This window comes from Streptomyces sp. bgisy027 (assembly GCF_057710365.1).
Window position 1 is genome coordinate 130,781 of record NZ_JBYIVZ010000006.1, and the last position, 14,071, is coordinate 144,851.

At 71.5% G+C, this 14,071-nt stretch carries 11 protein-coding genes; 7 read left to right on the forward strand and 4 right to left on the reverse strand.

Annotated elements, in window-relative coordinates; translation table 11 throughout:
• Positions 1 to 160: 160 nt before the first annotated feature.
• The 3 genes from AC3ETA_RS08545 to AC3ETA_RS08555 all read right to left on the reverse strand — a co-directional run bounded on the left by AC3ETA_RS08545 (position 161) and on the right by AC3ETA_RS08555 (position 5,817).
• The gene (locus tag AC3ETA_RS08545; protein ID WP_432192197.1) at positions 161 to 2,644 is read right to left on the reverse strand and encodes an ATP-binding SpoIIE family protein phosphatase; all 2,484 of its coding nucleotides are present in this window, start codon (positions 2,642 to 2,644) and stop codon (positions 161 to 163) included.
• A gap of 187 nt (positions 2,645 to 2,831) precedes the next feature.
• Positions 2,832 to 5,228 carry an MFS transporter gene (locus tag AC3ETA_RS08550; protein WP_432192198.1) on the reverse strand — a complete coding sequence of 799 codons (2,397 nt, stop codon included), beginning with the start codon at positions 5,226 to 5,228 and terminating at the stop codon, positions 2,832 to 2,834.
• Positions 5,229 to 5,373: 145 nt separating this feature from the next.
• Positions 5,374 to 5,817, reverse strand: coding sequence for an SRPBCC family protein (locus AC3ETA_RS08555; RefSeq protein WP_432192199.1), 444 nt, complete (start codon positions 5,815 to 5,817; stop codon positions 5,374 to 5,376).
• A 192-nt stretch (positions 5,818 to 6,009) separates the two neighbouring features.
• Between AC3ETA_RS08555 and AC3ETA_RS08560 the strand changes: the two genes are divergently transcribed.
• The 4 genes from AC3ETA_RS08560 to AC3ETA_RS08575 all read left to right on the forward strand — a co-directional run bounded on the left by AC3ETA_RS08560 (position 6,010) and on the right by AC3ETA_RS08575 (position 9,799).
• A complete protein-coding gene (locus AC3ETA_RS08560) occupies positions 6,010 to 7,050 on the forward strand; it encodes an Rv2578c family radical SAM protein (RefSeq protein WP_432192200.1) in 1,041 nt (346 codons plus the stop codon).
• Positions 7,051 to 7,186: 136 nt separating this feature from the next.
• On the forward strand, positions 7,187 to 8,737 hold the full coding sequence (locus tag AC3ETA_RS08565) for an alpha/beta hydrolase (protein WP_432192201.1): 1,551 nt from the start codon (positions 7,187 to 7,189) through the stop codon (positions 8,735 to 8,737).
• Between the two features lie 53 nt (positions 8,738 to 8,790).
• Positions 8,791 to 9,189, forward strand: a complete 399-nt coding sequence (locus AC3ETA_RS08570) for a RidA family protein (RefSeq protein WP_432192202.1) — start codon at positions 8,791 to 8,793, stop codon at positions 9,187 to 9,189.
• Positions 9,190 to 9,229: 40 nt separating this feature from the next.
• Entirely contained in the window at positions 9,230 to 9,799 is a 570-nt protein-coding gene (locus AC3ETA_RS08575; RefSeq protein WP_432192203.1) for a GNAT family N-acetyltransferase, read from the forward strand.
• On the opposite strand, the gene AC3ETA_RS08580 is transcribed toward AC3ETA_RS08575, so the two are convergent.
• Complete coding sequence (locus AC3ETA_RS08580; RefSeq protein WP_432192204.1) at positions 9,790 to 10,365, reverse strand: adenylosuccinate lyase; 576 nt, start codon at positions 10,363 to 10,365, stop codon at positions 9,790 to 9,792. The genes AC3ETA_RS08575 and AC3ETA_RS08580 overlap by 10 nt on opposite strands.
• A gap of 377 nt (positions 10,366 to 10,742) precedes the next feature.
• Here AC3ETA_RS08580 and AC3ETA_RS08585 point away from each other — a divergent pair, with 377 nt between their 5' ends.
• The 3 genes from AC3ETA_RS08585 (at position 10,743) to AC3ETA_RS08595 (ending at position 13,898) form a co-directional block, all read left to right on the forward strand.
• On the forward strand, positions 10,743 to 12,548 hold the full coding sequence (locus AC3ETA_RS08585) for a 3-hydroxyacyl-CoA dehydrogenase family protein (RefSeq protein ID WP_432192205.1): 1,806 nt from the start codon (positions 10,743 to 10,745) through the stop codon (positions 12,546 to 12,548).
• Positions 12,549 to 12,735: 187 nt separating this feature from the next.
• Positions 12,736 to 13,548: a TetR family transcriptional regulator gene (locus AC3ETA_RS08590; protein ID WP_432192206.1), complete on the forward strand. Its 813-nt coding sequence runs from the start codon at positions 12,736 to 12,738 to the stop codon at positions 13,546 to 13,548.
• A 131-nt stretch (positions 13,549 to 13,679) separates the two neighbouring features.
• Complete coding sequence (locus tag AC3ETA_RS08595; protein ID WP_359091724.1) at positions 13,680 to 13,898, forward strand: hypothetical protein; 219 nt, start codon at positions 13,680 to 13,682, stop codon at positions 13,896 to 13,898.
• The last annotated feature ends 173 nt before the right edge of the window (positions 13,899 to 14,071 follow it).

A 14,071-nucleotide genomic window follows, 5' to 3' on the forward strand; every position in this document is an offset into this window, starting at 1 on the left:
CCGACCCGTCGTCGTATGACGGGCGACTACGGTCTATCGCGGCGGGGTTGTCGCTACAAGCGCATGGCGCATTCCTTCACTCCGTATTCGACACTCGTGCGCCGTCGTACGCCCTGCGGGTCACAAGTCACGGGTGCTTCGAGGCGTCGAAGGCCGGGAATCAGCGTCGCGGGAGCGTGAGTTCGAACCAGACGGTCTTGCCGGCCGTCGTCCGGCTCGTGCCCCACTCGCGCGCGAGCATGCTCACCACACGCAGTCCGCGCCCGGCATCGTCGAAGGGGCCGGCGCTGAGCAGGGTCGGCAGCTCGTGATCGTCGTCGTCCACCTCGCACAGCAGCGTGTCGCCGCGGACGAGGCGCAGCTCGACCGGGCGGCCGTGGGAGTGCCGTACGGCATTGGTGACGAGCTCGCTGACGAGCAGCTCGGCGGTGTCCGCGAGGCGGGCGAGGTCCCAGTCGTGCAACTGCTCACGGACGACCGCGCGCGCCCGGCCGACCTCCTCGGGGCCGAGGCCGATGCGGCGGACGGCGACGTCCTCGGGTTCGATGCCGTTGAGGCGGGCCATCAGCAGGGCGACGTCGTCCTTGCGGCCGCCGCGGGTGTTGAGGGCACGGATGATGGTGTCGCAGGCGTCGTCCATGGACGCGGCCGGGTGGGCGGCGGACTCGCAGAGGGTCGCGAGTCCGACACCGATGTCTTCGCCGCGCATCTCGACCAGCCCGTCGGTGCACATCACCAGGCGGTCGCCGGGCCGCACGCGCACGCGTACCGCCTCGAAGGGCACCCCGCCGACGCCGATCGGCGCTCCCGTGGGCAGGTCGAGCAGCTCGCTGCGCCCGTCGCCGGCGCGGACCAGGACGGGCGGAATGTGACCGGCGTTGGCGATCTGCAGTTCGCTCGCGATGGGGTCGTAGACGGCGTACAGGCAGGTCGCGAGGTAGGTGTCGCCGAGGCGCTGGGCGAGGTCGTCGAGGTTGCGCAGGAGCTGGGCGGGCGGCAGGTCGAGAGCGGCCATGGTCTGTACGGCCGTGCGCAACTGGCCCATCATCGCGGCCGAGTTGAGGCCGTGGCCCATGACGTCGCCGACGACGAGCGCGGTGCGGGCGCCGGGCAGTTTGACGGAGTCGAACCAGTCGCCGCCGACCCGGCCGAGGAGGGTGCCCGGCAGATAGCGGGTGGCGATGTCGCAGCCCGCCATGCGCGGCGGGATGTGCGGCAGCATGCTGTCCTGGAGGGTCTCGGCGACGCTCTCCTGGTAGGTGTACATGCGTGCGTTGTCGAGCACGAGGCCCTCGCGGGCGGCGAGTTCGGCGCCGGTGACGCGGTCCATGTCGTTGAACTCGACGCGCTCCGGGTGACGCAGCAGGATCATGAAGCCCAGCACCACGTTGCGGGCCTTCAGCGGCACGACCAGCATGGAACGGCCGGTGATGAGCGGCCGGATGTCCCGCTTCTCGAACTGCGAGGCGATGGCGTGGCCCATCTGCTCGCTGATCCGCGGCACGAGAACGGGCTCACCGCTGGTCATGCACTGGAAGAAAGGGGTGTGGGCCGGAAAGGGCATGGCCTCGCCGACCGGGACGACGTCGTCCCAGCGGCCGGGTTCGTCGGTGTGCTCGACGGCGACCCGGTGCCACAGGGTGGTGGTGTCCGGTGCCCCGTCGGGGAATCCCTCGCCGGCGACGACCTGTTCGCGCAGATAGGTGCCGGCGACGTCGGTGAACCGGGGCACCACGGCTCTGCTGACCTCGACGATGGTCTGCGACAGGTCGAGGGAGGTGCCGATGCGGCCGCTCACCTCGTTGAGGAACTCCAGGCGTTCACGGACCGCGGCGTATTCGAGGTCCTCGGCATCGTCGGAGTACTCCCCCGGTATGGGCAGGCCCTGGGCGGCCGCCTGGGCGGCGCGCTCACGGCGGGCCCTGCGCTCCACGCGCCGGGGCACACCCCAGTCGGGGGTGACGGGCACCCGGTCGCTCTGGCTGAACTCCAGTACCGGATAGCCCAGTTCGAGGATCTGGCCGACGATGCGGGCACTGTCGTCGACGCTCATGCTGGGCAGGATCTCGGGGAGCTTGCCCGCGAGATCCTCGGCGCCCGGGAAGTCGGTGTGCAGGGCGAAGCCGGGTGCGACGCGGTCGAAGCCGGGGTCGTCCTCGCCGTCCTCGCCGTCCTCCTGCCGGAGGCACCCCACGTCCGCGCCGAGCACGAGCAGCCGCTCCGGTCCGGGGCCGATCAGCGGGTAGGCCCACCACAGCACGTCGACGCGGTCCCTCCCGCACCCTGTGGGCGGGGTGACCCCCATCTCGCTCCGCTCGGGGACCGTGAGCCGGGCGCGGCCGGCGGCGGGGTAGTACAACCGCCCGTCCAGGGAGGTCTCGAGGTCGTGGCCGAGTCCGTCGTACGCCCCGTAGGCGCCGTACGGCGAGGGGTCGTCGTCCTCGGGCAGTGCGCCGGAGACGGGCAGCAGATCGACGGCCGGACGGCCGAGCGCCTCTTCCTTGGTGGCGCCGAACAGACGGCGTGCGCCGGAGCTCCAGTGGGAGACCATGCCTTCGCGGTCCACCACGACCACGGCCAGCGGGATGCGTCCGGACGCGGCGTGTTCCGTCACCGCGCCGTCCCTCTCGGTGCCACGGTTCATGGCCCAGGCCCTCTCTCCCCAAGGCTCCGCAAGATCTGCGCGCCTCCACCACCGTACGGCTCCCTGCCTCGATGATGTGACTCAATACGGGAATTGATATGACGGGATCATCGGCGGGCGACGGCGTGCTACGGTGCCCGCCCTCCTCGCGTCCGCGCAGGACAGCCCGGGTGCGAGTGGTTCCGGTTCAGTCCTCGTGACCCAGCTGAAGATCGCGTTCCGTTCGGCCTCCTCCGGCGACCTGGAGCACGGTGGCGACCGGCGGGTAACCGGCGGCGATGACGGTGTACTCGCCGGACGACAGGCCGACGAAGCGGAAGGTGCCGTCGGGGCCCGTGGTGAGGGTGTCCATGACGTTGCCGGCCGCGTCGAGCAGCGTCACGCGCGCGTCCTCGACGGGACGTCCGCCGCCCGCCCGCACGGTGCCCCGCAGCAGGGCGCCGCCGGCGAGTTCGATGTCCTGGCGGGTCTCGCGGGCCGCCTTCACGGTCACCGGGACGGCGGCCGGCCGGAAGGCGGGCGCGCTCGCGGCGAGGGTGTACTCGCCGGCGACCAGCTCGGTGATGACGTAGCCGCCCTCGCGTCCGCTGCGGGTGGTGGCGACGACCTCGCCGTGGACGTCGGTGAGCGTGACGGTGGCGTCCACGGGGGTGCCGTCCGGGGTGAGCACGGTTCCGGCGAGGCGTCCGGCGCCGCCGAGGACGATGTCCAGTTCGACGGGGCGCTCGCCGACGGTCACGGTGACGGCCTGCGGCTGGTGCCCGCCCGCCGCGGCGATCATGACGTACGCCCCCGCGCCCGGTGCCGCCAGCGCGTACCGCCCGTCCTGGCCGCTCGCGCCGCGGCCGACCTGCTGCCCGGCGACATCGATGAGCGTGAGCGCCGCTCGCGCCACGAAGGTCCCGTCGGGGTGCTGCACGGTGCCGTGGACGGGGAGCGAGGGGGCGTGCGCGGAACGGGCCTGCGGGACCCGGGGGTTCACCGGGGCGGATGCCCTCTCGGGGGCGGGGGCGTCGTGGGACGCTGCGCTGTTCACGAGGGGGATCTCCTTGAGGAAGCAGGCGATGAGCAGGCCGAGCACCAGCACCGGCACGAGGTAGAGGAAGATCCTCGGCATGGCGTCGGCGTAGGCCTGGATGTAGGCGTCGCGCAGCGCCGGGGGCAGCGAGTGGACGAGCTGCGGGGTGAGGGACTCGGGCTCGGGCAGGTTCGCTCCGGCGTGCGCGGGGAGCCGTTCGGCCAGGGCGTCGGTGAGCCGGGCCGCGAACAGGGTGCCGAAGACCGCCGCGCCGACGCTCCCGCCGATCTGCCGGAAGTAGTTGTTGGCGCTGGTGGCGGTACCGAGGTCGGTGGGGCGCACGGAGTTCTGCACGGCGAGGATCAGCACGGGCATCACCATGCCGATACCGGCGCCGAGCACGGCCATCCAGATGCTGTAGTGCAGCCGCGGGGTGTCGATCTCCAGGCGGGACAGCAACCACATGCCGAGGACCGACAGGGCGCTGCCGAGCACGGGATAGATCCGGTACTTCCCGGTGTGGCTGATGAGCTGGCCGCAGACGATCGAGGCGCCGACGATGCCGCCCATCATCGGCAGCATCAGCAGACCCGACTCGGTGGCGGTGGCGCCGTCGACCATCTGGAGGAAGGTCGGCAGATAGCTGGCGGCACCGAACAGGGCCACGCCGATCACGAGGCCGACCAGGCCGGTGACGTTGAAGACGGAGTCCCTGAACAGCCGCAGCGGGATGAGGGGTTCGGCGGCGAAGCGCTCGGCGACGAGGAACAGGACGGCGGCGACGGCGGCGCCCGCGCCGAGGCCGAGGACGACGCGGGAGTCCCAGGCGTACTCGGTGCCGCCCCAACTGGTCAGCAGGACCAGGCAGGTGGAGGCGGCGGCCAGCAGCAGCGCGCCGAGGATGTCGAGCCGGGCCCGGCCGGCGGGCTTCGGCAGCTTCAGCACGACCGTGACGACGGCGAGGGTGACCAGACCGAAGGGGACGTTGATGTAGAAGCACCAGCGCCAGGAGAGATGGTCGGTGAAGTAGCCGCCGAGGAGGGGTCCGGCGACCGAGGCGAGGCCGAACGCGGCGCCGATCAGGCCCATGAAGCGGCCGCGTTCGCGGGGCGGCACGATGTCCGCGATGATCGCCTGGACGCCGATCATCAGCCCGCCCGCGCCGACGCCCTGTACCGCGCGGTAGGCGATCAGCTGGTCCATGGTCCCGGCCCGCCCGGCGAGCGCGGAGCCGACGACGAAGACGACGATCGCGAACTGGAAGACGCCCTTGCGGCCGAGGAGGTCGCCGAGCTTGCCGTAGACGGGCAGGCCGACAGTGGCGGTCAGCAGGTAGGCGGTGATCGCCCAGGACATCCTGTCCAGGCCGTGCAGCTCGCCGACGATCTTCGGCAGCGCGGTGGCGACGATCATCTGCTCCAGCGCGGCCAGCAGCAGCGCGAGCATCAGGCCGAAGAAGACCAACCGCACCCGGCGCGGGCCCAGTTGGACCTCGGCACCTTGGGGCGGAGCCTGTGGAGGGGGCGCAGTGACGGTTTCGTCCTGCACCAGAGTCGTGCCGCCCACGTACCGCTCCCCTCGCCGCACCTGCTCACATTTCCCGCATTAAGCGACAACTACGAGCAAGCACGGCGAGTTACGGCGCAGTCCCGGACTCGATGGAGATCCACTCGATCCAGTGAGGGGCCAAGGGCCCCCGAACGCCCGGGACTTACTTCTCGACCTCGGTGGCGAGCTTGACCAGCAGCGCGTCGTAGATCCGGCCGAGGCCCCTGGGCGCGAAGGTCTTCTCGAAGAAGCCGCCGACGCCGCCGGCGCCCTGCCAGGTGCTGGTCACGACGACCCGGGACTTGCCCTCGCCGGCCGGGGTGACCCGCCAGGTGGTGACCATGGAGGAGTTGCGGTCCTTCTCGACGAGCTCGCCGTCGGTGGGCTCGCTGACCTCCAGGAGGCAGTCGCGCACCCGCTTGCTGGTGGCCTGGAGCTTCCAGTGGACGAGGGTGCCCTCGCCGTCGCCGCCCTCGCGCACCTCGTACTCGCTGAAGTGCTCGGGCAGCAGCTTCCGCCGGGTGCCGCTGTAGTCGGCGAGGGCGTCGAACACCTTCTCCGCGTCCGCCGCGACGACCCGCTCCGTAGTGGCCTCGACCTGCGCCATTGACTTCCTCCAGGACCAGAATTCTCGGGGGCTGGAGCAAGCCAACCACCCCGCTCCCGGCCCGCCCAAATCGGGGTCCCGAACTCTTCCCCGAAGCGGTCGCACAGTGATCGAAAACGAAGCACGGGAAGAGGGCGCACAATCAAGGGAACATGTGTTCTATTCTGTGGGCAGTGCTACCGAGGAGGCCTCATGCGCTGGGAGAACCTCACCCTGGAGTCCGACCACAGCCGTGCCGGCTCCGCGCTGTTCGGCGCGGACGCGGTGGTCACCCGTACCTTCGGCACGCCCGAGTTCGCCGGGATCACGTTCCACGAGATCCGGGCCCGTTCGATCCTCAACCGGGTGCCGGGCGCCTCGCGCATGCCCTTCGAGTGGACGGTCAACCCCTATCGGGGCTGCTCGCACGCGTGCGTGTACTGCTTCGCGCGCAAGACGCACAGCTATCTGGACCTCGACACGGGCCTCGGCTTCGACTCCCAGATCGTGGTCAAGGTGAACGCCCCCGACGTGCTGCGCCGCCAGTTGTCCTCGCGCCGCTGGCAGGGCGACCACATAGCGATGGGCACGAACGTCGACTGCTACCAGCGCGCGGAGGGCCGCTACCGCCTGATGCCGGGGATCCTCGCCGCCCTGCGGGACCACGCCAACCCGTACTCGATCCTCACCAAGGGCACGCTGATCCTGCGCGACCTCGACCTGCTGAAGCAGTCGAGCGAGGTGACCGACGTCGGCATCTCGGTCTCGGTCGGCTTCGTCGACCCCGAGCTGTGGCGCACCGTGGAGCCGGGCACGCCCGCCCCGGAGCGGCGCCTGGACGTCGTACGGACCCTGACCGAGCACGGGCTCGGGTGCGGGGTGCTGATGGCGCCGGTGATCCCGTTCCTGAGCGATGGCCCGGCGCAACTGCGGGCCACCGTGCGGGCGATCGCCGCCTCGGGGGCCACCTCGGTCACCCCGCTGGTGCTGCACCTGCGGCCCGGGGCCCGCGAGTGGTTCATGGCGTGGCTGGGCCGTGAGCACCCGCATCTGGTGCGCCGCTACGAGCGGCTGTACGCGGACGGCGCCTACGCGCCGAAGTGGTACCAGCGCCGGATCACCCGTCAGGTCCACGACCTGGCGCAGGAGTACGGCATCGGCCCCTCGCGGGCGGGGATGCCCCGGCGGATCCGCGAGCCGGAGCCGGCGGAGGCCGTGCCGACGAGCGAGCCGACCCAGCTCTCGCTCATCTGAGAGCATTGGAGGGCATCCCTCGACCCAATCGGGTCAAGTGTGATCATAAGAAGTTCTTCCGGGCGTCCACGCCGGGACGATGCGGCCAGGACCGTGACCCTCGCGGCCCGAGACCCTCCGTCCTGGGGAGGACCCCATGGGAAGACGCGCAGCCGTACTGTGCGGCGCCGCCGTCCTCGTCGCCGGGACCGTGACGGCCGTCCCCGCGCAGGCGCAGACAGCGCCCCTCGCCTGGAAGAAGTGCGGCACCGCGAAGTACCCGAGGCTCCAGTGCGCGTCCCTCGAAGTGCCGCTCGACCACAGGGCGCCGCAGGGTCGCCGGATCACCCTCGCGCTGTCCCGTGTCCCGCACACCGCGAAGAAGTACCAGGGCCCGCTGCTGGTCAACCCCGGCGGCCCGGGCGGGAGCGGCCTCACGCTCGCCGGTTTCGTCGCCACGGCGCTGCCCAAGGCCGTGGCCGCCCAGTACGACGTCATCGGCTTCGACCCGCGCGGGGTCGGCAGGAGCAAGCCCGCCCTCGACTGCAGGCCGCGCCACTTCGCCCCGGTGCGCCCCGACTCCGTGCCGGGCGCACCGCGCACCGAGCGGGCCAACCTGTCGCGCGCCCGGGCCTTCGCACGGGCCTGCGCCGAGAAGTACGCGAGCGTGCTGCCGTACATCGACACCATCAGCTCCGTGCGCGACATGGACCGCATCCGTGCGGCTCTGGGCGCGCAGCGGATCAACTACTTCGGCTACTCGTACGGCACCTACCTGGGCGCCGTCTACGCCAAGCTCTACCCGCAGCGGGTGCGCCGGGCGGTCCTGGACTCCGTCGTCGACCCGACCGGTGTCTGGTACGGCGCCAACCTCGCGCAGGACTTCGCCTTCGACGACCGGCACCGCGCCCTCATGGCCTGGATCGCCGGGCACGACACGACCTACCGGCTCGGCACCGACCCGGCGCGGGTCGAGGCCAAGTGGTACGCGATGCGGGCGGCCCTGGCCAGGAAGCCGGCCGGCGGCAAGGTGGGCGCCTCGGAACTCGAGGACACCTTCCTCCCCGGCGGCTACTACAACGGCTACTGGCCCTACCTCGCCGAGGCGTTCGCGGCGTACGTGAACAAGAAGGACACCGCCCCGCTGACCGAGGCGTACGGCAACTTCGGTGCCGCCGACGCCTCCGACGACAACAGCTACAGCGTCTATGCGGCGGTGCAGTGCCGGGACGCCTCCTGGCCGCGCGACTGGCGGAAGTGGCGGACGGACAACCGGGCCGTGCACGCCAAGGCGCCCTTCATGACCTGGAACAACGCCTGGTACAACGCGCCCTGCGCGTTCTGGCCGGCCAACTCGCTGCGCCCGGTGGACATCGCCAACACGAAGGTGCCGCCGATGCTGCTGTTCCAGGCGACCGACGACGCCGCCACCCCGTACCAGGGCGCCGTCACGGCCCACCGGCGGCTGGCCCGGTCCAGCCTGGTCGTCGAGCGCGGCGGCGGCAACCACGCCGTCACGCTGGGCGGGAACGCCTGCCTGGACAAGCACCTCGCGGCCTACCTGGCCGACGGCACGGTGCCGCGCGGCACGGGCACGGTCGACGCGGTGTGCGACGCGCGGCCCGACCCGAAGCCGCTGAGCGCCAAGGCCAAGGTCACGGCGTCACGTGGCGCCGAACTGCACGGACTGCTCGGTTTCCGGCACTGAGCGGCCGATGACCCGTCGGGGGCGTTGTCAGTGCCGTGGTCCACGATGGACGCATGAGTGAGCTGACCAGGATTCCCGCCCCCGACGGCGTCGCCCCCGCCGCCCAGTACTCGCATGTCGTGCTGGGCACCGGCCGTTTCGTCGCCGTCTCCGGCCAGCTCGCCCTGGACGAGGACGGCGAACTCGTCGGCGAGGGCGACGCGGCGGCCCAGGCCCGCCAGGTCTTCGAGAACCTGCGGCGCTGTCTGGCCGCGGCCGGGGCGACCTTCGACGACGTCGTCAAACTCACCTGCTTCGTCACGGACATGGCCCATCTGCCCGCCGTCCGCGCGGCCCGCGCCGAGCACATACCCGACGACCGGCTGCCGGCCGCGTCGGCGGTCCGGGTCGCCGGTCTGGTGCGCCCGGAGTTCCTCATGGAGGTGGAGGCGTACGCGGTGCTGCCGGGTTAATGGGACGCGGCGCCCCGGCCGGCACGCCTAGGGTCCCTTCATGGACGACGACCGCATACGGATCCGCCCCATGATCCCGGCCGACTGCGACCGGGTCGCCGAGATCCGCATCGGCGGCTGGCGCAGCGCCTACCGGGGTCTGATACCGCAGTCCTACCTGGACGCCCTGGACGTGGCGCAGGACGCCGAGCGCCGGCGCGGCTATCTCTCGCAGGGTGACACAAGTGTGGTGGACCTGGTCGCCGTGGGGGCACCTCCCAGGCCGTCCGGGCACTGGGGGAGTGACGGCGAGGTCGTCGGCTGGGCCTGTCACGGCCCGTACCGCGACGGCGAAGTGCGCACCGAGGACGCCGAGTTGTACGCGATCTACGTCGACCCCGGGCGGTACGGCGCGGGCATCGGGCATGCCCTGCTCCAGGAGTCGGTGCGCCGCTGCACGGCGGCCGGCCATCCCCGGATGCTGCTGTGGGTGCTCAAGGACAACGCCCGCGCCCGCCGCTTCTACGAGCGGGCGGGCTTTTGCGCGGACGGCGCCGAGGAGCCCTTCGAGGTGGAGGGGGTCGAGGTGCCGGAGGTGCGATATGCGCGGGAGTTGACGCCTCACCGTTGACGGGGGATCAGCGCCAGCGCCCGTACCGCAGCCTCCGCGAGGGCCGGATGGGCCAGGGCCTCGTTCAGGACCTGGCGGGCCCGTGCGTCGCCCAGCGTGCCGAGCCCGTCCACACAGGCGAGGGCCACCCGGCGGTAGGGGTCGTGCGGGCGCAGCCGCCGCTCCAGGGTGGCGATCAGGGCGGGGACGGCTTCGGGGGCACGGAGTTCGACCAGGAGCCGGACGGGGTGCAGGGCGTAGGCGACGCGGAGTTCGTTGGTGGCGAGGGCGGCGGCCGCGCGGGCCGTGCGCGGGTCGCCGAGGCGGGCAAGGGCGTGGGCGGCGGAGACGCAGCGCTCCGGGTCACGATGGTTGAGCAGCAGGACGAGCGACTCGAAGGCCCGCCGGTCCCGGGCGAGGCCCAGCCGGAACGCGGCCAGCTCCCTCGCCCACAGCGGCTGCCCGGGCGCGATGAGCACGTCCGCCAGTTCGTCGAGGTCCTCGGTCGCCACGAGGCGGTCGTACGCGGCCGACGCTCCCGACTCCTGCCGTAAGCGTTCCGTGAGTGATCGCAACTCTTCGTCCATGATGCCGAGCGTATGCAAGCGGCCCGCCGTACGGGACCTACATCACAAAGACGAGGGCTGGCGCGCTCGTTACCCACCGGTTAAGCTCATACGAGCGAGTTACCCACTCGCACACTTGCTTGCAGCGGCCTGGTGACGCAGCCGCCGCGAGTGCTGGTCGGTTCGGTACTTCAGGTACCTCAGTACGACTCGGCTCCGGGACAGGGCCGGTCGGATCGCTGTTCCCCGAGGCGTGTGCACGCTCTCGGCGACGGCACCGGGCGTGTGCGCCTGCAGCCCGGCAACACCCGCACTCCGTCTCCTTTCCGCATCCGGTGCGCGCTCTGCGCGTACCCGGACGCGCTCCCAGTCGTCACCCTCATTCCTGGAGTCCCGCGATGGCCACTCCCCTGTCCGACACCCCTCAGTCCCCGCTCAAGACCGTCGCCGTGGTCGGCCTCGGCACCATGGGCACCGGCATCGCCGAGATCCTGGCGAAGGCCGGTCGCGAGGTCATCGGCATCGACATCAGCGAGGCCGCGGCCGCCAAGGCCGTCGCCGCTCTGGAGTCCTCGACCGCCCGTGCCGTGGAGCGCGGCCGGCTCACCGAGGACGAGCGCGCGGACGCCCTCGCCCGCGTCCGTACCTTCACCGACCTGCGCGCCGCGGCCGACGCCGACCTGGTCATCGAGGTGGCTCCGGAGTCGTACGAGATCAAGCAGCAGATCTTCCGCGAGCTGGACGGGATCGTGCGCCCCGAGACGATCCTGGCGACCGGCACCAACGCCCTGTCGGTCACCCGGCTCGCCGCGGACTCCTCCCGTCCCGAGCGGGTGCTGGGCCTGCACTTCTTCAACCCGGCACCGGCGATGCGGCTGGTCGAGGTGGTCTCCTCGGTGCTGACCGCGCCGACGGCGGTCTCCGCGGTCACCAACCTCGCCCTGGACCTCGGCAAGGAGCCCGTCGCGGTCGGCGACCGGCCCGGTTTCGTCGCCGACGGCCTGCTGTTCGGCTACCTCAACCAGGCGGCCGCGATGTACGAGGCGAAGTACGCCTCCCGCGAGGACATCGACGCCGCGATGCGGCTGGGCTGCGGCCTGCCGATGGGTCCGCTGGCGCTGCTCGACCTGATCGGCGTCGACACCGCCCGTACGGTCCTGGACGCCATGTACGCCGAGTCCCGCGACCGGCTGCACGCCCCCGCGCCGATCCTCAAGCAGCTCAGCGAGGCGGGCCTGACGGGCCGTAAGTCGGGGCGTGGCTTCTACACCTACGAGGCCCCCGGCAGCGCCACCGTCGTGCGGGACGCGCTGACGCCGCTGGAGGGCGCCGCCCTGGCCCCGGGCCGGACCGTCACTTCTGTCGGTGTCGCCGGCTCCGGCACCATGGCGTCCGGGATCGCGGAGGTCGTCGCCAAGGCCGGGTACCAGGTCGTGCTGGCCGCCCGCAGCGAGGAGAAGGCGCAGACCGCGAAGGCCCGGATCGGCAAGTCCCTGGCGCGTTCCGTGGACAAGGGGCGGATGACCGCCGAGGCCGCCGCGCGGACCCTGGACCTGATCACCGCGGCGGGCAGCTACGAAGCGTTCGCCGACGTCGATCTGGCCGTGGAGGCCGTCGCCGAGGACCTGGAGATCAAGCGTCAGCTGTTCGCGACGCTGGACAAGGTCTGCAAGCCGGGTGCGGTGCTGGCCACCACCACCTCCTCGCTGCCCGTCGTCGCCTGCGCCCGTGCCACCTCGCGTCCCCAGGACGTGATCGGCATGCACTTCTTCAACCCGGCGCCGGCGATGAAGCTGGTCGAGGTCGTCCGCACGGTCCTGACGGCCGACGACGTCCACGCGACGGTCCGCGAGGTCTGCGGCAGGATCAGGAAGCACGCCGTGGACTGCGGTGACCGGGCCGGATTCATCGTGAACGCGCTGCTGTTCCCGTACCTGAACAACGCGATCAAGATGGTGCAGGAGCACTACGCCAGCCTCGACGACATCGACGCGGCGATGAAGCTGGGCGGCGGCTACCCGATGGGCCCGTTCGAGCTGCTGGACGTCGTCGGACTCGATGTCTCCCTCGCGATCGAGAAGGTCCTGCACCGCGAGTTCCGCGACCCGGGCCTGGCTCCGGCGCCGCTCCTGGAGCACCTGGTGGCCGCGGGCTGCCTCGGCCGCAAGACGGGCCGCGGCTTCCGCGAATATGCCCGCCGCTAAGGGACGTCCCGGCGACTGGTTCAGAGGCGGTCAGGAGTGGGGCGGGCTGCTGGACCCCGGCAGCTCTCCCCCGGTCGCCCGGCGCGACCCGGCCCCGACCGCCGGACCCGGTACTCCCCCGCCCGCCAAGGGCGGGGGAAATCCCGCGCATGCGCATCAAGCTGCGCACATGCAGTACGTTCGGGTCATGTCCCAGCCCGCCAAGTCCTCACGTACACCCGCCACGCCCGACGCGCCGGAAAGTGCCGCCGGCAGTCGCGCGGCCGCTCAACGGCTCAAGATGCGCCGCGAACTGGCGGCCGCGGCGATGGAGCTGTTCGCGACCAAGGGGTACGAGGCGACCACCGTCGACGAGATCGCGGCCGCGGCCGGGGTCGCCCGCCGTACGTTCTTCCGCCACTTCCGTTCCAAGGAAGAGGCGATCTTCCCGGACCACGACGACACCCTGATCCGCGCCGAGGCGGTCCTGAACGCCGCCCCGGCCCATGAGCACCCGCTCGACACGGTGTGCCGCGGCATCAAGGAAGTCATGCGGATGTACGCGGCCCGGCCGGAGATCTCGGTCGCCCGCTACAAGCTCACGCGCGAGGTGCCCACCCTGCGCGAGGCGGAGATCGCGTCGGTCGCCCGCTACGAGCGCCTCTTCACCCGCTATCTCCTCGGCCACTTCGACGAGCACGCCCACGACGACGACGCCAACGACGACCCGCTGCTGGCGGAGGTCGCCGCGTCGGCCGTGGTCACCGCGCACAACCACGTCCTGCGGCGCTGGCTGCGGGCCGGCGGCCAGGGCGACGTGGAGGCACAGCTGGACCACGCCTTCGCGATCGTCCGCAGGACCTTCGGGTCGGGCATCGGGGCGGGCCGGGACACCACGCCGCGTACGGCGCCGGCCTCGGTGGCCGCGCAGGGCGAGGTACTGGTGACGGTGGCCAGGACCGACGCCCCGCTGGACGAGGTGATGCGGACGATCGAGCAGGCGCTGAAAGAGCGGGCGTAGGCGGTCCGGTCCGGCCCCGGACCCGACGCGGTACGCACGCGATGGAACCCCCGGCGGGAACCATCGCGCGCATTCATCCGTCGTCCATGTCGAGACACGATCTTCGTGGTGTGCGACGGAAGCGAGTTGCCATGCAGGCGGACGACCCGACCAAGCTCGAAGCCACCCTCACCGACGGACGGCGTATGACCCTGTCTCTCCCGCGGAGCGACGCGAAGTGGGCCGCGGACGGCATAAAGGGCCTGCGCGTGGTCCCGCCCACCCACACGGGCCGCGGCGAGGAGCCGCCCGCCCTCCCCGACGAGCCGATGCTTCCGCTGAAGGTGGCACTGCTGGGCCTCGACGGCTAGCCCCGACGCCCGACACCGAACCGCTCCGACACCAAGCCGCCCCGTGACCGGGGCGGCTTTTTCGCGCCCCGAATGAGCGGCGCACGACGACCGATAGCGCCCGATTGATACCTACTCACGAGTAGCTTTGATCGATCATCGCTCATTTGTTACGTAAAGATTTCATCTGAGAG